The organism is Streptomyces sp. NRRL WC-3742 (genome assembly GCF_000720635.1).
Taxonomy (GTDB): Bacteria; Actinomycetota; Actinomycetes; order Streptomycetales; family Streptomycetaceae; genus Kitasatospora.
Window position 1 is genome coordinate 25,916 of sequence record NZ_JOCF01000005.1, and the last position, 18,402, is coordinate 44,317.

Annotated in this window: 19 protein-coding genes; 11 read left to right on the forward strand and 8 right to left on the reverse strand. The window is 71.1% G+C overall.

Going from position 1 to position 18,402, the window contains the following annotated elements:
- Window positions 1–4: 4 nt before the first annotated feature.
- Window positions 5–724 (forward strand): ABC transporter permease, encoded by a 720-nt coding sequence (locus IH61_RS0104645; RefSeq protein ID WP_051836289.1) that lies wholly within the window; start codon window positions 5–7, stop codon window positions 722–724.
- 76 nt (window positions 725–800) lie between these two features.
- Here the strand turns inward: IH61_RS0104645 and IH61_RS0104650 are convergent, their stop codons facing one another.
- Together IH61_RS0104650 and IH61_RS0104655 are read right to left on the reverse strand one after the other, a co-directional pair.
- Complete coding sequence (locus IH61_RS0104650) at window positions 801–1,454, reverse strand: LAETG motif-containing sortase-dependent surface protein (protein ID WP_031065299.1); 654 nt, start codon at window positions 1,452–1,454, stop codon at window positions 801–803.
- Window positions 1,455–1,752: 298 nt separating this feature from the next.
- Window positions 1,753–3,051, reverse strand: coding sequence for a choice-of-anchor A family protein (locus IH61_RS0104655; protein WP_031065303.1), 1,299 nt, complete (start codon window positions 3,049–3,051; stop codon window positions 1,753–1,755).
- Window positions 3,052–3,284: 233 nt separating this feature from the next.
- Between IH61_RS0104655 and IH61_RS0104660 the strand changes: the two genes are divergently transcribed.
- Window positions 3,285–4,250 (forward strand): COX15/CtaA family protein, encoded by a 966-nt coding sequence (locus IH61_RS0104660; protein ID WP_031065304.1) that lies wholly within the window; start codon window positions 3,285–3,287, stop codon window positions 4,248–4,250.
- On the opposite strand, the gene IH61_RS49880 is transcribed toward IH61_RS0104660, so the two are convergent.
- The 3 genes from IH61_RS49880 to IH61_RS0104675 form a co-directional block, all read right to left on the reverse strand.
- Complete coding sequence (locus tag IH61_RS49880; RefSeq protein ID WP_324607579.1) at window positions 4,147–4,521, reverse strand: DUF6879 family protein; 375 nt, start codon at window positions 4,519–4,521, stop codon at window positions 4,147–4,149. The genes IH61_RS0104660 and IH61_RS49880 overlap by 104 nt on opposite strands.
- A 137-nt stretch (window positions 4,522–4,658) precedes the next feature.
- Complete coding sequence (locus tag IH61_RS0104670) at window positions 4,659–5,417, reverse strand: ABC transporter permease (RefSeq protein ID WP_031065307.1); 759 nt, start codon at window positions 5,415–5,417, stop codon at window positions 4,659–4,661.
- 41 nt (window positions 5,418–5,458) lie between these two features.
- Window positions 5,459–6,346 carry an ATP-binding cassette domain-containing protein gene (locus IH61_RS0104675; RefSeq protein ID WP_234327028.1) on the reverse strand — a complete coding sequence of 296 codons (888 nt, stop codon included), beginning with the start codon at window positions 6,344–6,346 and terminating at the stop codon, window positions 5,459–5,461.
- A 148-nt stretch (window positions 6,347–6,494) separates the two neighbouring features.
- On the opposite strand from IH61_RS0104675, the gene IH61_RS0104680 reads away from it, so the two are divergent.
- Together IH61_RS0104680 and IH61_RS46750 are read left to right on the forward strand one after the other, a co-directional pair.
- Window positions 6,495–7,163 (forward strand): GbsR/MarR family transcriptional regulator, encoded by a 669-nt coding sequence (locus IH61_RS0104680; protein ID WP_031065316.1) that lies wholly within the window; start codon window positions 6,495–6,497, stop codon window positions 7,161–7,163.
- Window positions 7,160–7,468: a hypothetical protein gene (locus IH61_RS46750; RefSeq protein WP_158844642.1), complete on the forward strand. Its 309-nt coding sequence runs from the start codon at window positions 7,160–7,162 to the stop codon at window positions 7,466–7,468. The genes IH61_RS0104680 and IH61_RS46750 overlap by 4 nt, the downstream gene beginning before the upstream one ends.
- On the opposite strand, the gene IH61_RS0104690 is transcribed toward IH61_RS46750, so the two are convergent.
- A complete protein-coding gene (locus IH61_RS0104690; RefSeq protein ID WP_031065319.1) occupies window positions 7,465–7,935 on the reverse strand; it encodes an Lrp/AsnC family transcriptional regulator in 471 nt (156 codons plus the stop codon). The two genes, IH61_RS46750 and IH61_RS0104690, sit on opposite strands and share 4 nt — an antisense overlap.
- Window positions 7,936–8,066: 131 nt before the next feature.
- On the opposite strand from IH61_RS0104690, the gene IH61_RS0104695 reads away from it, so the two are divergent.
- Window positions 8,067–8,993, forward strand: coding sequence for an SMP-30/gluconolactonase/LRE family protein (locus IH61_RS0104695; protein ID WP_420713833.1), 927 nt, complete (start codon window positions 8,067–8,069; stop codon window positions 8,991–8,993).
- Between the two features lie 54 nt (window positions 8,994–9,047).
- On the opposite strand, the gene IH61_RS0104700 is transcribed toward IH61_RS0104695, so the two are convergent.
- On the reverse strand, window positions 9,048–9,380 hold the full coding sequence (locus IH61_RS0104700; protein ID WP_031065324.1) for a hypothetical protein: 333 nt from the start codon (window positions 9,378–9,380) through the stop codon (window positions 9,048–9,050).
- A gap of 73 nt (window positions 9,381–9,453) precedes the next feature.
- Between IH61_RS0104700 and IH61_RS0104705 the strand changes: the two genes are divergently transcribed.
- Window positions 9,454–10,095 carry a DUF2461 domain-containing protein gene (locus tag IH61_RS0104705; protein ID WP_031065327.1) on the forward strand — a complete coding sequence of 214 codons (642 nt, stop codon included), beginning with the start codon at window positions 9,454–9,456 and terminating at the stop codon, window positions 10,093–10,095.
- Between the two features lie 53 nt (window positions 10,096–10,148).
- Here the strand turns inward: IH61_RS0104705 and IH61_RS0104710 are convergent, their stop codons facing one another.
- A complete protein-coding gene (locus IH61_RS0104710; RefSeq protein ID WP_031065329.1) occupies window positions 10,149–11,096 on the reverse strand; it encodes a heme o synthase in 948 nt (315 codons plus the stop codon).
- A 452-nt stretch (window positions 11,097–11,548) separates the two neighbouring features.
- Between IH61_RS0104710 and tkt the strand changes: the two genes are divergently transcribed.
- The 5 genes from tkt to pgl all read left to right on the forward strand — a co-directional run bounded on the left by tkt (window position 11,549) and on the right by pgl (window position 18,387).
- Window positions 11,549–13,648 carry a transketolase gene (gene tkt / locus IH61_RS0104715; RefSeq protein ID WP_031065332.1) on the forward strand — a complete coding sequence of 700 codons (2,100 nt, stop codon included), beginning with the start codon at window positions 11,549–11,551 and terminating at the stop codon, window positions 13,646–13,648.
- A gap of 94 nt (window positions 13,649–13,742) precedes the next feature.
- Window positions 13,743–14,885 (forward strand): transaldolase, encoded by a 1,143-nt coding sequence (gene tal, locus IH61_RS0104720; protein ID WP_031065335.1) that lies wholly within the window; start codon window positions 13,743–13,745, stop codon window positions 14,883–14,885.
- Between the two features lie 63 nt (window positions 14,886–14,948).
- Window positions 14,949–16,505: a glucose-6-phosphate dehydrogenase gene (gene zwf / locus IH61_RS0104725; RefSeq protein WP_051836291.1), complete on the forward strand. Its 1,557-nt coding sequence runs from the start codon at window positions 14,949–14,951 to the stop codon at window positions 16,503–16,505.
- Window positions 16,502–17,593 (forward strand): glucose-6-phosphate dehydrogenase assembly protein OpcA, encoded by a 1,092-nt coding sequence (gene opcA / locus IH61_RS0104730; protein WP_031065340.1) that lies wholly within the window; start codon window positions 16,502–16,504, stop codon window positions 17,591–17,593. Before zwf ends, opcA begins: the two co-directional genes overlap by 4 nt.
- Entirely contained in the window at window positions 17,590–18,387 is a 798-nt protein-coding gene (gene pgl, locus IH61_RS0104735) for a 6-phosphogluconolactonase (RefSeq protein WP_031065343.1), read from the forward strand. The genes opcA and pgl overlap by 4 nt, the downstream gene beginning before the upstream one ends.
- Window positions 18,388–18,402: the final 15 nt, after the last annotated feature.

Here is an 18,402-nt window from a genome sequence, read left to right on the forward strand (position 1 = left end):
CCGGATGCTGCTCGCCCAGACGGCCTTCGAGACGAAGATGCTGCTGCGCAACGGCGAACAGCTGCTGCTCACCGTCGTCATCCCGACCGTCCTGCTGGTGCTCTTCTCCGCCGTCGACATCGTCGCCGTCGACGGCCCCGGCAAGCGCGTCGACTTCCTCGCCCCGGGCCTGCTCGCCCTCGCCGTGATGTCCACCGCCTTCACCGGCCAGGCCATCGCCACCGGCTTCGAACGCCGCTACGGCGTCCTCAAGCGCCTCGGCGCCAGCCCGCTGCCCCGCTGGACGCTGCTCACCGCCAAAACCGGCTGCGTCCTGGTGACGGAAATCCTCCAGGTCGCCCTGCTGTCCGTGATCGCCCTCGCCCTCGGCTGGTCCCCCCACGGCAACCTGCTGGCCGTCGCCGCCCTGCTCGTCCTCGGCACCGCCGCCTTCTCGGGCCTCGGCCTGCTGATGGCCGGCACCCTCAAGGCCGAGGCCACGCTGGCCGCCGCCAACCTGGTCTTCATCCTGCTGCTCCTGGCCGGCGGGGTGATCGTCCCGCTGAGCAAGTTCCCCGACGCCGTACGGTCGGCGCTGGAACTGCTGCCGATCTCCGCCCTCTCGGACGGGCTGCGCTCGGTGCTCCAGCACGGCGCGGGCGTGCCCTGGTCCGACCTCGGCATCCTCGCCGTCTGGTCCGTCCTCGGCCTGGCGGCGGCCGCCCGCTTCTTCCGCTGGGAGTAGCCGCTTCTGGCGCACGCAGAACGCCCCCCGGCCTCAACAGGCCGGGGGGCGTTCGTCGTTCGGCTTACCGGGGGCGTCAGCCCTCGCTGCCGCCGCGCCGCTTGCGGGCCAGCAGCACGAGCGCGCCACCGACCAGCACCACGCCGCCACCGGCGGCCGCGATGATCGGGGTGGCATCGCTGCTACCGGTCTGCGCGAGCACCGGGCCGGGGGTGCTGGGCGACGGCGACGGCGTCCTGGTCGGCGTCTTCGTCACGGACGGCGTGACCGTGGGGGTCACCGTCGGGGTCGCCGTCGGGGTCGGAGTCGGCGTCTGCGTCGGGGTCTTGGTGGGAGTGGGGACCGGAGTCGGCGTGTGGCACGGCTCGATGGTCTTCGTCTCGTCGACGTTCCAGGTCGGCTCGTTCGGCGTCTCCGTGGTCTTGACCACCAGGTGCGCCTTGACCGCGGCGTTGTGGTCCTTCACGACGACGCTGTCGTGGAACTCCTTGCCGAAGGTCTTGCCGTCCAGGACCTTCTCACCGTCGATGGTGAGGGTGATGGTGTTCGTCACGCCCTGCTTGTCGCTGTAGTTGATCAGATCGATCTGCACCTTGTCGCAGGTCACCGACCAGGTCGGCGTGTGCGCCGAGGCGTTGGTGGCCAGCGCCAGGGGCAGAACGAATCCGGCCGCCGCCGTACCGGCGAGAGCCGCCGCGCCGATCCTGGATATCCGCTGCTGTCGCGCCATACCTTGTTCCCCTCCGAACGGTCCTACGCAGCAGGCGCGTTGAGTGGGTTCGCGGTGGCCCGCCACGACTGTCCGGGGGACTCTACCGGCACTCCCACACCTCGCCACACCCCGCCGTGCGACCGGAATTCGTCTGTCGGTCCGCTGTCGAATGTGTATGACCAGCCCATCACAGCCGCCACCTCGCTGAACGCGTTTTCGGCAAACCTGAATGAACTTCGTCACGTCAAGACAGAACGGCGCCCCAAGTGATCGGGTTCAATCACCAGGGGCGCCGCGTCAATCAGACAGGGCTCGATCAAGCCTTCTTGGCCGCCCGACGGCGGGCCACGACGACCATCGCGCCACCGGCCGCGATCACCGCGGCGCCGGCGATGGCCAGCGGGACGACCGGGCCGGAGCCGGTGTGGGCCAGGTCGCCGCCGTTGGCCTTGGCGGACGGGCCGGCGGCACCCGGAGCCACCGGAGCGGTGGAGGAGGACGGGCCGGCGGAGCCGCCCGCGCTCGGCGAGCCGGTGGTGCCCGGGGTGGTCGCGCTGCCGGACGGGTTCGGCGTGGCGGTGGCGCCCGGGGTGGTGGCCGAGGGCGACGGCGAGGTCGGCGTCGTCGGGGTCGTCGGGGTCGTCGTCGGGGTGGTCGGGGTCGTCGGCAGGCAGCCGGTGAAGGGGTAGTGGTGCGTCTCCGCACCGCCCTTGCCGGTCAGCGAGGCGGCGATGACCGAGCCGTTGACCGGGCCGGCGCTGCCGAGGTCGAAGGCGGCGTTCGGGGCGAGCACGGTGCCGGCCCAGGCGGCGGCGCTGTTCTTGACGACCTTGGTGGCGGTCGGGAAGTTCCAGAGCAGCTTGGCCCGGATCGCGCCGCCCGAGGCGCTCTGCAGCTTGTCGTCCAGGAGGAAGCCGTTCCTGCCCGCGTCCCAGATGTTGAAGCCGGTGGTCCCGGCCGCGGCCATGTCGTACGAGCCGCCGGTCACGTTGATCACGGTGACCGAGCCGGCGGGCACCTTGAGGAAGATGTCCTTGGCGCCCTGGAGCTTCGCGGCGTCGACGGTGAAGCTGTTGTACTTCGCGTCGCCGCCGGTGAAGGTCAGGTTCGGGCCATCGGCCTGGACGGTGGCGCCGGCGGTCTGCGGGACGGCGGCCAGCGCGGTCGAGGCGGCGCGCAGCTTGGCGAACTCGGCCTTGAAGTCGATCGGCGAGGCGCCCTGGCCGACGGTGCCGGCGTGGGCCTGGATGACGGCGCCGTCGGCCTTGGAGCCGTAGACGCCGTTGCCCTTCATCACCTGGGTGTTGCCACCGGTGAGCTTGCCGGCCACGACGAGCGCGTTCCTGCCCGGCAGGGCGTCGACCTGGGCCTGGGTCAGCTCCTGGCCGACCGAGAACCCGCCGGTGAAGTCGGCGTTGCCGCCGACCGCGACGGCACCCTCGGCGTCGGGGGTGTGGGTGTCGTTGCCCTCGATGAACTCGCCATACAGGTTGGCGACCCCGAGGCTGCGGCACTCCTGGCCGGGGTCGGCAGCCTGGGCGGCCGGGGCGACGAGGCCGGCCAGGACGAACGAGCCGCCGACGGCGAGCGCGGCGGCTGAGGTGGATATGCGCATGTGCAGGATCTCCGCTTACGTGCGGGAGGAGTGGGAGCGGCCCGAAAAAAGGTATGGACCAATCCGCACTCTTGCGGCCGAGCGGGCGATTGGTCAAGACCAATGCGCGTGTCGTCCGGATTGTCCCGTTTGGATTCTCGTACCCCTGGGTCGCGTCCGCCGTCGCCCAGCGCCGCGCCCCGCTGTGCCCCGCCCCAAGATCGGCTGTAAGGGCACCTACGATTGACCCCGTGATGAACCCCTTCTCCCTGCTCGCCGAGCGCTGGCAGCCCTCCGCCGCGATGGTCCGGCGCGCCGCGTTCGCCGCACTGGTGATGAGCGTGGTCATCGTCGTCACCGGCGGCGCCGTCCGGCTCACCGCCTCCGGCCTCGGCTGCACCACCTGGCCCCGCTGCACCGACGACAGCCTGACCCCGACCGCCGAGATGGGCTTCCACGGCGTCGTCGAGTTCACCAACCGCATGCTCACGTACGTGCTGAGCGCGGCCGTCGGCTGGGCCATCCTCGCCGCCCGCTGCCACCGCCCGTGGCGGCGCAGCATGACCAAGCTCGGCTGGGCCCAGTTCTGGCTGGTGATGAGCAACGCCGTCCTCGGCGGCATCACCGTCCTGACCGGCCTCAACCCGTACACCGTCGCGCTGCACATGATCGCCGCGATGGGCCTGGTCTGGGTCGCCCTGCTGATGTGGGAGCGCAGCAAGGAGGGCGACGGCCCCGCGAAGCTCGCCGTGGCCCGCCCCGTCCACCAGCTCTCCTACGTCCTGGTCACCGTCATCGGCCTGCTCGTCGCCGCCGGCACCCTGGTCACCGGCGCCGGCCACCACCCGGGCACGCCCAAGGACAACAAGATCGTCCCGCGCATCCCGATCGACTACGACCGCCTCGCGCAGTTCCACGCCGACTTCGCCTTCATCGCCGTCGGCCTGTCGATCGCCGTCCTCTTCGTCCTCGCCGCGGTGAAGGCCCCCCAGCCCGCGAAGTCCCGCGCCAAGGAACTCCTCGTCGTCCTGTCCTTGCAGGGCGTCCTCGGCTTCATCCAGTACTTCACCGACGCCCCCGAGCTGATGGTCGGCCTCCACATGCTCCTGGCCTCCCTCACCTGGATCGCCGCCCTCCGCATCCCCCTCGCCCTCCGCACCCGCGAGGACGCCCCCGCCACCACCCCGGCCGCCCGCACCCCCGAGCCCGCCACCGCCTGACCACGACCCCGTTGGCGGTCACCTCCTGGACGAGGTCGAGCCACGGCCTCCACCACGATGCGCGATCGGCAGGGTCGAGCCGGTGACCCGACTTCCAGGCCCGGAAGCCCTCGTCCTCGTTGTCGACGGCGTGGACATCACGCAGTTCCAGGTGGACCGCCGACTTCCGCGCAGACCTCAAAAGGTCAGCGAAGCTGTTCAAGCTCTGCGACATCCAACGCCTCCTTGAGTGCCTTGGCCATGTAGGCAGGGATGCGGACCACAGACTCATGATCCGGGATCGGACCGTCAGCCATGTCTCCTGCGCCCCAGCCTTTCGCACGACCGTCGGGCGCACCTGCACGGCACCGCCGCTGACCGCCCGATGCGCGCTGCGGGCCTGTCCCACGGATCTCACCGACGCAGCCCTCAGCGGTTGTAGAGCTTGCGTGCCAACAGGTAGCCGGAGAGCGCGATCACCGCGCTCCACGCGACGGCCTTCGCGAGGTCGGTGCCGGCCGGCTGGGCGGCGAGCAGCTTGCGCAGGGTCTCGATGACCGGGGTGAACGGCTGGTTGTCGGCGAACCAGCGCAGCGGCGTCGGCATCGACGAGGTGGGCACCACGCCGCTGCCGAGGAACGGCAGGATCAGCAAGGGCATCGGCAGGTTGCTGGCGGTGGCGACGTTGCGGGCGATCATGGCGAGCGCGACGGACAGCCAGGTGATGGCGAAGGTGAACATGGCCAGGATGCCGATGACACCGAGCCAGTCCAGGGCGGTGGCGGCGGGCCGGAAACCGATCGCGAGGGCGGCGGCGGTCACTGCGGCGAGCGCGAGGAAGTTCTGCACCAGGGAGCCGAGCACGTGTCCGGTGAGGACGGAGACGCGCGCGATGGCCATGGTCTTGAACCGGGCGACGATACCGCTGGTCATGTCCATCGCGACGGCGATGGCGGTGCCCTGGGCGGCGGCGGCGATGGTCGTGGCCATGATGCCGGGGGTGAGGTAGCCGGCGTAGGCGGCACGGCCGCCGCCGATACCGGCGCCCATGATGCCGCCGAGGACGTAGACGAACATCAGCAGGATGATCACCGGGACGGCGGTGTAGGTCAGCAGTGGCGTCGGGTAGCGGCGGACGTGCTTGAGCTGGCGGCGCAGCATGGTCGCGGAGTCGGCGACGGCTTTCATCGGGCGGGTTCCTTCACAGGGGGTGCGATTGGTGCCGTTGGTCAGCGCGAGGAGGATGCGGTCAGTGCCAGGAAGACGTCGTCGAGGTCCGGGGTGTGCACCGTCAGCCCCGCCACTTCCGCGTCGAACGCGTTCAGCCGGCCCAGGGCGACTCTCAGGGCCTCGACCACGCCGCCGTCCGCGATCTGGACGGTGAGTTCGGCGTCGTCGGCGAAGCGCACGGCGATGTGGCCGCCGGGGATCAGGCGCTTGAGCTCGTCCGGTGTCCCCTCGGCGACGAGTCTTCCCTGGCTGAGCAGGGCGGCGCGGTCGGCGAGCCGGTCGGCCTCCTCCAGGTACTGGGTGGTCAGGAAGACGGTGACACCGTCGTTCTCGACCAAGTCCCTTACGGTGCGCCACAGTTCGCGGCGGCTGCGCGGGTCCAGGCCGGTGGTCGGTTCGTCGAGGAAGATCAGCCGGGGCGCGCCGACCATCGTCATGGCGAGGTCCAGGCGACGGCGCAAGCCTCCGGAGTAGGTGGCGACGGGCTTGCGGGCGACGGCCGCGAGGTCGAAGCGTTCCAGCAGCGCCTCTACGGTCCGGCGGCGCCGAGGACGGCCGACGTGCAGCAGGTCGGCCATCAGGCGAAGGTTCTCCTCGCCGGTCAGCAGGTCGTCCACGGCGGAGAACTGGCCGGTGACGCCGATCGCGGCGCGCACCGCGTCGGGGTCCCGGGCCAGGTCGTGGCCGGCCACGCGGATCTGGCCGGCATCTGCCTTGATCAGGGTGGACAGGATCTGGACGATCGTGGTTTTGCCGGCGCCGTTGGGGCCGAGCAGAGCGTAGACCGTGCCCTGCGTGACGGCGAGATCGACACCGTCCAGGACGAGGTGGGCACCGTAGGACTTGCGCAGTCCGGTGGCGGCGATGGCGAGATCTTTGTTCAGCACGCGCTGAAAGCTACGTTGCATTCAGAGAAAACGTCTACGGAGAGATCCCCGTAACAGCAGCTCAGAGGCCATATTTTGATGCAATGACGATGTCACCGAATGCACCGCTGGCGTTGCATCAGGTGTCGCCGAATGCAATACTGCGGCCGTGCCCGGAGGAAGACTGACCCAGCAGGACCGCCACCGCATCGCCACCGGACTCGTCGAAGGGCTCTCCTACGCCGAGATCGCCCGGCGCCTCGGCCGGACCACCTCGACGGTCAGCCGGGAGATCGGCCGTAACGGCGGTCCGGCCGGCTACCGCGCCGAACTCGCGCACCGGGCGACGGAGCGCCGGGCCCGCCGCCGCACGCCGAGCACCGGGCACGCACGCGGCGCCGGGCGCGCGGACGCCCAGGACCAGGCAGTGGAGCTGGCGGTGGGCACCGGGCTGCCGAAGATGATGGCCAGGGTCCTGATCGCGTTGTGGCTGAGTGCGGACGGCAGGCTCACTGCCGCCGAGCTGACCCGGGAGCTGGGAGTCAGCCCGGCATCGGTCTCGGCGGCGGTGGGGTACCTGATCAGCCAGGAGCTGATCAGGCGCGAGGCCCAGGGGCGCCGGGACGTGTACGTGGTCGACAACGACGCCTGGTTCCAGTCGACGGTGACCGGAGCGGAGCACACGCTTCATGCGGCACAGGTCGCGGTGCAGTATGCGGAGCAGATCGGCCTCGACACGCCTGCTGGGTCACGGTTGGCGAAGAGCGGGGCGTTCCTGGAGCGGATCAGCCTGGACGCGTTGGAGTCGGCGGCTCGGTGGCGCGGCCTGCTGAGGTGACGGACAGTCCTGCGGGCGGCACCAGCCGGTGTCGCCCGCAGGACCGCCGGCAGCCTGGTTCCAGGTCGTTCCGGCCAGAAGCCCGTCGCATCAGGGCCCGAGCCCGGGTCGAGGAAGCCTGCTTCAGCGGCCACCTCCTACGGCGCGGCTACTTCTGCGCCGACGGCGACGAGGGCCTGATGCCCGTCCTGGAGGACACGACGGTCCACGGCTGCGAGGCCGTCGCGGGCCGGGAGGACGGGCACGGCCAGGTCGAGATCACCGTCGTCCGGCTGAGCGACCTCGTCGCCGGCCCGCGCCGCTAGAGCCGGTCGTCCGCGTCCGCCCGGGGGTCGGTGAGCGGCGAGACCTGCCGTTCGAAGAAGGTCTCCAGCACCACCGTGGCCTGCGTCCCGCTGACTCCGTCGATGGCGTAGATCCGGCGCAGCACGTCCTGCAGTTGCTCGGTGGTGGCGGTCCGAACCTTCACCAGGACCGACGCGCTTCCGGCGATGATGTGCGCCTCCAGGACTTCGGGGAGCGCGGTGAAGCTCTCCTTGGAGTCTCCCATCCAGGAGGTCGAGTCGACGGTGACGTAGGCCAGTACGCCGCCGCCCACCGCCGCGGGGTCCACCTCGGCCGCGGTGCGCCGGATCACGCCGCGTTCGCGCAGTTTCCGCACCCGTTCGTGGGCGGCGCCGGCCGAGAGGCCCACGGCCTTGCCCAGGACGGCGTAGGACTGGGTGGCGTCCTGCTGGAGTCGTGCGAGCAGTGCCCGGTCGATGTGATCCACTACACTCCATTCGATGGATTCCGGGTCTGACCATATCTCATCCTGAGGTCTAGGCTCTCGGTCGAAGCAGGTTCATCGCACGATGGTCGGGGAGGATACCCGTGAGCACCGAACGCCCCACGCCCTACGAGATGTTCGATGATCGGTTCCGCACTGGGAAGTGCATGAACGGCGACGCCGCCCTCGAGGTCCTGTACACCGGCTGCCGGTGGGCCGAGGGCCCCGTCTACCTGCCCGCCTGGCGGCAGGTGGTCTGGAGCGACATCCCCAACGACCGGATGCTGCGGTGGGACGAGGAGACCGGCGCGGTCGGCGTCTTCCGTCACCGTGCCGGGCACAGCAACGGCAACACCCTCGACCGCGAGGGCCGCCTCATCACCTGCGAGCAGGGCAACCGCCGGGTGACCCGGACCGAGCACGACGGCACGGTCACCGTGCTGGCCGACCGCTGGCAGGGCAGGCGCCTGAACAGCCCGAACGACGCGGCGGTGAGGTCGGACGGCTCGATCTGGTTCTCCGACCCGGACTTCGGCATCAACAGTGACTACGAGGGCTACCGCGCCCAGAGCGAGATCGGCTCCAACAACGTGTACCGGATCGACCCGGTCAGCGGCTCGGTCGACCTGGTCGCCGACTGCTTCAGCGCCCCGAACGGACTGGTCTTCTCGCCCGACGAGCAGCAGTTGTTCGTCTCCGACACCCGGGGAGGCGTGATCCGGGTCTTCGACGTGCGCCGTGACGGCACGCTGTCGGACGGCGAGGTCTTCGCGGAGGCCGCGGCCCGCGAGGGCGCCCGCTTCGACAACCTCCGCTTCGACGACGGCGGCCGGCTCTGGGCGGCCGCCATGGCCGACGGCGTCCACTGCTACGACCCGGACGGCACGCTGATCGGCCGGCTCGTCGTCCCCGAGACCGTCTCCAACATCGCCTGGGGCGGCGCCAAGCGCAACCGCCTCTTCATCACCGCGGAGACCAGCCTCTACTCGGTCGTCATGGCCGTCACGGGCACCCATCCCACCGGGCCCGGCTCCCGGCCCTGGCTGGACCTCGCGCGCTGACGGAACGGCCCGGGCTCCCCTGGTCGGGGAACCCGGGCCGGCAGCCCGCAGGGCTCAGATCTGGATGCCCGCCATGCGCTTCCACTCGTACGGGCCGGTCTTGACCTTGAGGCCCAGCTCGCCCTCGAAGTCGTCGTGCAGGGTCAGCCCGGCGAGCTCGGCGGCGCGCTTGCCGACGGCGTAGCTGGGGGCCACCTGGTCGCCCCAGGCGCCGTCGGCGCCGACGACGACGATGCGGGTGGCGACGGAGCCGACGTACTCGACGACGGCGTCGCCGCCGCCCCCGTGCTCGCGGGCGAAGCTGGACAGGTGCTTGGCGATGCGCTTGGCGCGGCGCTCGGTGCGGGCGTCCGACGCGGCGGCGGTGGCGGTCTCTGCGCTGCTCATGCCCGCATGCTACCGACCGGTAGTCGAGCTGGCGACGGGAGCGCCCTGTGCACCGGGCCACATACTGGAGGACGTGACCTTCAAAGGCTGGCCGACCGAGGCGCTCGACTTCTACGAGCGCCTGGAGGCCGACAACTCAAAGACGTTCTGGCACGCCCACAAGGAGCAGTACGACGACGTCGTACGGGCCCCGATGGAGGCGCTGCTCGCCGAGCTGGAGCCGGAGTTCGGGCCGGGGAAGGTCTTCCGCCCCAACCGCGACGTCCGCTTCAGCGCCGACAAGGCCCCGTACAAGACGCAGATCGGCGCGCACCTGGAGTCCGGCGGCTACATCCAGCTCTCCGCCGACGGCCTGGCCTGCGGCAACGGCTTCTACCAGCTCGCCTCCGACCAGTTGGAGCGCTACCGCGCGGCCGTCGCCGAGGACGTGAGCGGCGCCGAGCTGGAGCGGGTGATCGCGGCGGTGGAGAAGCACGGGCCCACCGTCCACGGCCGCGACTCCCTGAAGTCCGCCCCGCGCGGCTACCCCAAGGACCACCCGAGGATCGAGCTGCTGCGCCACAAGGGCCTGGTGGCCTGGCAGGAGTGGGAGCCCGCGAAGTGGCTGGGCACCCACGCCGCGTACACCCGGATCACGGACTTCCTGCACGCCTCCCAGCCGCTCAGGGACTGGCTGGACGGCCACGTCGGCCCGTCGGAGCTGCCCGGCAGGTGAGAACGAGAAGAGCCCCGGTCCACCAGGACCGGGGCTCTTCTCACGACAACGGCTTACTTCAGGAACGGGTCGATCGCGCACGCCACGAACAGCAGCGACAGGTACGTGATCGACCAGTGGAACAGCCGCATCTCCTTGAGCTTGGCGCCCACCACACCGGCCTTGGCCCGCCCGTACAGCGCGTGCGCCTCGCGCAGCCACGCCCCGCCGAGCAGCACCGCGACGACCGGGTACAGCCAGCTCATGTGGCCCAGCGGCCACACGGCCAGCGAGGTCGCGACCATCACCCAGGAGTAGGCGACGACCTGCTTGCCGACCGCCACATTGCCCTTGACGACCGGCAGCATCGGCACGCCGGCCCGCTCGTAGTCGTCGCGGACCTTCATCGACAGCACCCAGGTGTGCGGCGGCGTCCAGAAGAAGACGACCAGGAACAGCGCCACCGCCGCCCAGGACATCGAGTTCGTCACCGAGGACCAGCCGATCAGCACCGGCATGCAGCCGGCGATGCCGCCCCAGACGATGTTCTGCGAGGTGCGCCGCTTGAGCCCGAGCGTGTAGACGAACACGTAGAACAGCAGCGCGCCGAGCGCCAGCCCGGACGAGAGCCAGTTGACCCCCACGCCCAGGATCAGCGTGGAGACGACGGCGAGCACGACGCCGAACACCAGCGCCTCGCGCGGCGAGACCATCCCGGTGACGATCGGCCGCCGCTCGGTGCGGGTCATCAGCGCGTCGATGTCCCGGTCGATGTACATGTTGAGCGCGTTGGCGCCGCCCGCCGAGAGGTAGCCGCCGATGACGACCTTGGCCACCAGCCACATGTCCGGAACGCCCTGCTGGGCGAGGAACATGACCGGCACGGTGCTCATCAGCAGCAGCTCGATGATCCGGGGCTTGGTCAGTGCGACGAAGGCGCCGACACGGGCCCCGATCGGCCGGTGCCCAGGAGTCGCCCCGGTGACCCCGGCGGGACGGGTTTCGACGGCGGTCACTAACACCCCAACTGAAGATGAATCTTCGCAGGCGTCCACAGGAACGATGGGTCCCGAATCGTCCGCTCTGCGCGTACCACGCCACCTTAGACGCTCCATATATCCCTTCCGGCCCCGGGGTCCCCGGCGAGGCGTGACGATCACCCGCCCGTGAACCGTCCGGGTGAAGGGCTCCATCGGGCCCCCGGGACGCGTCTCGTCCAGCGGGACGCGGGTGACCGGCGAACCGGGAGCGCCTGGGACAGAATCGGACAGACCGCCCCAGTGGGAATGGCGGTGCGAAAAGCCCGGTTGTCTCAGCACGGAGGGTGAGTGCGGCCCGGACGGTAGGCTCCCTGGCAGAAGCGGGATCTACCCTCCGTGACCGGCACCACCCAGCGTCGGGACCACAGCGCCGTGGCCGACCCGGTCCCCATTCACGGGGTCACTCTTCACAATGGAAGGAGCCCTGAGACAGGGTGAGCACTGCGCCGACGAACGCATTCGAGTGGACCGATCTGGACGACCGTACGGTTGACACGGCCCGAGTCCTGGCCATGGACGCCGTGCAGAAGGTCGGCAACGGACACCCCGGGACGGCCATGTCGCTGGCCCCGGCCGCGTACCTGATCTTCCAGCGCTTCCTGCGCCACGACCCCACCGACCCCTCCTGGGTCGGCCGCGACCGCTTCGTCCTCTCCCCCGGGCACACCAGCCTGACGCTGTACACCCAGCTCTACCTGTCGGGCTACGGCCTGGAGCTGGACGACCTCAAGGCTTTCCGCGTCGCGGGCAGCCGCACCCCCGGCCACCCCGAGCACGGCCACACCGCGGGCGTGGAGACCACCACCGGCCCGCTCGGCCAGGGCATCGCCAACGCGGTCGGCATGGCGATGGCCGCCCGTTACGAGCGCGGCCTGTTCGACCCGCAGGCCCCGGCCGGCGAGTCCCCGTTCGACCACACCATCTGGGCCATCGTCTCCGACGGCGACCTGGAGGAGGGCATCTCCGCGGAGGCGTCCTCGCTGGCCGGGCACCAGAAGCTGGGCAACCTGGTCGCCGTCTACGACGACAACCACATCTCGATCGAGGGCGACACCGAGACGGCCTTCTCCGAGGACGTCCTCAAGCGCTACGAGGCGTACGGCTGGCACGTCCAGCGCGTCACCCCGAAGGACAACGGCGACATCGACGTGGCCGCCCTCGCGGCCGCCCTCGACGCCGCCAAGGCCGAGACCTCGCGCCCGTCGATGATCGCGATGCGTACGATCATCGCCTGGCCGGCCCCGGACGCGCAGAACACCGCCAAGGCCCACGGCTCCGCGCTCGGCGCCGCCGAGATCGCCGCCACCAAGAAGGTCCTGGGCTTCGACCCGGAGAAGACCTTCGAGGTCTCCGACCAGGTCATCGAGCACGCCCGCCAGGTCATCACCCGCGGCAAGGCGTACCGCGACCAGTGGCAGCAGGGCTTCGACGCCTGGCGCGCCGCCAACCCGCAGCGCGCCGCCGAGTTCGACCGCATCTCGGCCGGCGAGCTGCCCGAGGGCTGGAAGAAGTCCGTCCCGTCCTTCCCCGCCGGCAAGGACGTCGCCACCCGCAAGGCGTCCGGCGAGACCCTCAAGGCCCTCGGCGCGGTGATCCCGGAGCTGTGGGGCGGCTCGGCCGACCTCGCCGAGTCCAACCTCACCACCATCGACGAGGACAGCTCCTTCCTCCCCGAGGGCAACCCGCTCAAGTCGGCGAGCCCGTACGGCCGGACGATCCACTTCGGCATCCGCGAGCACGCCATGGGCTCGACGATGAACGGCATCGCCCTGCACGGGAGGACCCGCGTCTACGGCGGCACCTTCCTCGTCTTCGCCGACTACATGCGCCCGGCCGTGCGCCTGGCCGCGCTGATGAAGCTGCCGGTCACCTACGTCTGGACGCACGACTCCATCGGCCTCGGCGAGGACGGCCCGACGCACCAGCCGGTCGAGCACATGGCCTCGCTGCGCGCCATCCCGGGCCTGGCCATGGTCCGCCCGGCCGACGCCAACGAGACGGCCGTCGCCTGGCGCACCGTCATCGAGCGCCAGACCACCCACCCCGGCCCGGTCGGCCTGGCGCTCACCCGCCAGAACGTCCCGACCTTCGACCGCGAGGTCTTCGGCTCCGCCGAGGGCACCGCCAAGGGCGCGTACGTGCTGGCCGAGGCGTCCACCGGCGACCCGCAGGTCATCCTGCTGGGCACCGGCTCCGAGGTGCAGCTGGCCGTCCAGGCCCGCGAGGCGCTGGAGGCCGAGGGCATCGCCACCCGCGTGGTCTCCGTCCCGTCCTTCGAGTGGTTCCAGGAGCAGGACCAGGCGTACCGCGACAGCGTCCTGCCGCCGTCCGTCAAGGCCCGCGTCTCCGTCGAGGCCGGTATCGCCCAGGGCTGGCGCGAGCTGGTCGGCGACCACGGCCGGATCGTCTCGCTGGAGCACTTCGGCGCCTCCGCCGACTACAAGGTGCTGTTCGAGGAGTTCGGCATCACCGCCGAGCGCGTCGTGGCCGAGGCCCACAACGCCCTGCGCTCCCTGGAAGCCGTCAACCGCTGACGCTCCCCCCGGCCGGGCCCGAGACCCGCACGTCGAGGGCCCGGCCCCCTCTGGACCACCCCACACAGCAGCACAAGAAGAAGGACTGAGCACCATGACTGACGCACTGAAGCGCCTCAGCGACGAAGGCGTTGCGATCTGGCTGGACGACCTGAGCCGGACCAGGCTCAACTCCGGCAACCTGGCCGAGCTGGTGCAGAACAAGCACGTGGTGGGTGTCACCACCAACCCGACGATCTTCCAGAAGGCCATCGCCGGCAGCGGCGACAGCTCCTACGACGGCCAGCTCCGCGATCTCGCCGTCCGCAAGGTCACCACCGACGAGGCGATCCGCATGATCACCACCTCGGACGTGCGCGACGCCGCCGACGTCCTGCGCCCGGTCTACGACGCCTCCAACGGCCGCGACGGCCGCGTCTCCATCGAGGTCGACCCGCGCCTGGCGCACGAGACCGCCCCGACCGTGGCCGAGGCCAAGCAGCTGTGGTGGCTGGTCGACCGCCCGAACGTCTTCATCAAGATCCCCGCCACCAAGGCCGGCCTGCCCGCGATCAGCGAGGTCATCGGCAAGGGCATCAGCGTCAACGTCACGCTGATCTTCTCGCTCGAGCGCTACAAGGCCGTCATCGACGCCTACCTGACCGGTCTCGAGGCCGCCAAGGCCAAGGGCCTGGACCTTTCCCAGATCGAGTCGGTCGCCTCCTTCTTCGTCTCCCGCGTCGACACCGAGATCGACAAGCGCCTGGACGCCATCGGCGGCGAGGCCAAGGAGCTGCGCGGCAAGGCCGCCCTGGCCAACGCCCGCCTCGCCTACGAGGCGTACGAGGAGGTCTTCGGCAGCGTCGACGGCCAGAAGGCCGGCAACGCCCGCTGGACGGCCCTGGAGGCCGCCGGCGCCAAGACCCAGCGCCCGCTGTGGGCCTCCACCGGCGTCAAGGACCCGGCCCTGCCGGACACCCTGTACGTCACCGAGCTGGTCGCCCCCGGCACCGTCAACACCATGCCCGAGGCCACCCTGGAGGCCACCGCCGACCACGGCGAGATCACCGGCAACACCATCGTCCCCAACTACGCGGACGCCAAGGCCGCGCTGGACGCCGTGGCCGCGGCCGGCGTGGACTACGACGACGTCGTCCAGGTCCTGGAGGACGAGGGCGTGCAGAAGTTCGAGCAGTCCTGGCAGGAGCTGCTGGACACCGTCACCGCCTCGCTGGCCTCGTTCGCCGACGAGAAGTGATCCCCGCTCACACATCCGCCGCACGAAAGTGGAGCACATCAAGTGAGCACTGACTTCCCCGAGTTGACGGCCGAGTCAGACGCGGGCGACGCCCCGCCGGCGCCCGCCAACCCGCTGCGCGACCCCACCGACCGCCGGCTCCCGCGCATCGCGGGGCCGTCGGGCCTGGTGATCTTCGGCGTCACCGGCGACCTGTCCCGCAAGAAGCTCATGCCGGCCGTCTACGACCTGGCCAACCGGGGCCTGCTCCCGCCGGGCTTCTCGCTGGTCGGCTTCGCCCGCCGCGAGTGGGACGACGAGGACTTCGCCAAGGAGGTCCACGACGCCGTCCGCGACCACGCCCGGACCCCGTTCCGGGAGGAGGTCTGGCAGCAGCTCGCCAAGGGCATGCGGTTCGTCCACGGAACCTTCGACGACGACGATGCCTTCGACAAGCTCCGCGAGACCATCGAGGAGCTGGACAAGGCCCAGGGCACCGGCGGCAACTTCGCCTTCTACCTGTCCGTCCCGCCGAAGTTCTTCCCCACCGTCGTCCAGCAGCTCAAGAAGCACGGCCTGGCCGACCCTCCGCAGGGCTCCTGGCGCCGCGCGGTCATCGAGAAGCCCTTCGGCCACGACCTGGAGAGCGCTCAGGAGCTCAACAAGGTCGTCCACGAGGTCTTCCCCCGGGACGAGGTCTTCCGGATCGACCACTACCTGGGCAAGGAGACGGTCCAGAACATCCTGGCGCTGCGCTTCGCCAACCAGATGTTCGAGCCGATCTGGAACCGGTCGTACGTCGACCACGTGCAGATCACGATGGCCGAGGACATCGGCATCGGCGGCCGCGCCGGCTACTACGACGGCATCGGCTCCGCCCGCGACGTCATCCAGAACCACCTGCTCCAGCTGATGGCGCTCACCGCCATCGAGGAGCCGGCCTCCTTCCACCCCAAGGCGCTGGTGGCCGAGAAGCTCAAGGTGCTCAGCGCCGTCAAGCTCCCGGCCGACCTGGGCAAGCACACCGTGCGCGGCCAGTACGCGGCCGGCTGGCAGGGCGGGGAGGAGGTGGCGGGCTACCTGGACGAGGACGGCATCGACCCCGACTCCAAGACCGACACCTACGCGGCCATCAAGCTGGAGATCAACAACCGCCGCTGGGCGGGCGTCCCGTTCTACCTGCGCACCGGCAAGCGGCTGGGCCGCCGGGTCACCGAGATCGCGGTGGTCTTCCAGCGCGCCCCGTACCTGCCCTTCGACTCGTACGCGACCGAGGAGCTGGGGCAGAACGCCCTGGTCATCCGGGTCCAGCCGGACGAGGGCGTGACGGTTCGCTTCGGTTCCAAGGTGCCGGGCACCTCCTTCGAGGTCCGCGACGTCACGATGGACTTCGCCTACGGCGAGTCCTTCACCGAGTCCAGCCCGGAGGCGTACGAGCGGCTCATCCTGGACGTGCTGCTCGGCGACGCCAACCTCTTCCCGCGTCACCAGGAGGTCGAGCTCTCCTGGCAGATCCTCGACCCGATCGAGCGGTACTGGGACACCCACGGCAAGCCCGCCCAGTACGCGGCCGGGACCTGGGGTCCCACCGAGGCGGACGAGATGCTCGCACGAGACGGCAGGAGCTGGCGCCGGCCATGAAGATCGACCTCACGGACACCACGTCCAGCAAGATCAACGCCGCGCTGATGGAGGCGCGCCGGGCCAGCGGCTCCACCGCCGCCGGCATGGTGCTCACCCTGGTGATCGTGACGGACGAGGGCAGCGCCTACGACGCCCTCAAGGCCGCCAACGACGCCTCCCGCGAGCACCCGATGCGCACCCTCGCGGTGATCAAGCGCGCCGGGCGCTCGCCCCGGGCCCGCGCCGAGACCCGCCTGGACGCCGAGATCCTGGTCGGCTCCGACGCCGGCTCCGGAGAAACGGTCATCCTGCGCATGCACGGCGAACTCGTCGCGCACGCCCAGTCGGTGGTCCTGCCGCTGCTGCTGCCGGACGCCCCGACCGTCGTCTGGTGGCCGGAGAACGCGCCGCTGCACCCGGCACAGGACCCGCTGGGCTCGCTCGCCCAGCGCCGGATCACCGACGCCGTCACCGCCGAGTCCCCGGTCGGCCAGCTCGCCCAGCGGGCCCAGACCTACACCCCCGGCGACACCGACCTGGCCTGGACCCGCGTCACCGGCTGGCGCTCGATGCTGGCCGCCGCGCTGGACCAGCGGCCCGCCCAGATCACCTCCGCGGCGGTCGAGGGCGAGTCGTACAACCCCAGCGTCGAGCTCCTCGGCCTCTGGCTCACCAACCGGCTGCACGTGCCGGTCGAGCGGGTCGTCACCGGCGGCCCGGGCATCACCGCGGTGCACCTGCGCACCAAGGACGGGGACATCACCCTGGACCGCCCGGACGGCCTGCTGGGCACGCTCTCCATGCCCGGCTCGCCGGACCGCCAGGTGGCCCTCAAGCGGCGCGAGACCTCGGAGCTGATCGCCGAGGAGCTGCGCCGCCTGGACCCGGACGACATCTACGCCACGGCCGTGCGCACGCCCGTCGAGCGGCTGCGCGAACCGGCCACCGCCGAGATCGCCGCCGCCGAGGAGGTCGCCCACGCGGTCGCCGAGGCCGCGGAGGCCGCGGAGGCTGCCGAAGCCGCGGCCCCCGTCGTGGAGGCTCCCGCCAAGAAGGCCCCCGCCAAGAAGTCCGCGGGCAAGCGCGCCGCCAAGGGGAGCGCATGACCAACGCGACGCCGCAGCTGGTCGTCCACCGGGACAAGGAGCTGATGGCCCAGGCGGCCGCAGCCCGGCTGATCACCCGGATCGTGGACGCCCAGGCCGCCCGCGGCACCGCCTCGGTGGTGCTCACCGGCGGCCGCAACGGCAACGCCCTGCTGGCCGCGATCGCCGCCTCCCCGGCGCGCGACGCGGTCGACTGGGGCCGGCTGGACCTCTGGTGGGGCGACGAGCGCTACGTGCCCGCCGCCGACCCGGAGCGCAACGCCGTCCAGGCCCGCGCCGAGCTGCTGGACGCCGTCCCGCTCGACCCGGCGCGGGTGCACGAGATGCCCGCCTCGGACGGCGCGGACGGCACGGACGGCTCGGACGTGGAGTCCGCCGCCGCCCGCTACGCCGAGGAGCTGGCCAAGGCCGCCGGGCCGGGCGACCGGCTCGGCGTCCCGGCCTTCGACGTGCTGCTGCTCGGCGTCGGCCCGGACACCCACGTCGCCTCGCTCTTCCCGGGGCACCCGGGCGTGCGGGAGACCGAGCTGACCGTGGTCGGCGTGCGCGGGGCCCCCAAGCCCCCGCCGACCAGGATCTCGCTCACCCTCCCGGCGATCCGCGCGGCCCGCGAGGTCTGGCTGCTGGCCGCCGGCGAGGACAAGGCGGGCGCCGTGGCGCTGGCCCTGTCCGGCCCCGGCGAGATCCAGGCCCCGGCCTCCGGCGCGTACGGGCGCAGCCGCACCCTGTGGCTGCTGGACCGGGCCGCCGCCGAGCGGATCCCGCCGCAGCTGTACCCGCCGGCCTCGGCCTGAGGGAGCGAGGGAGCA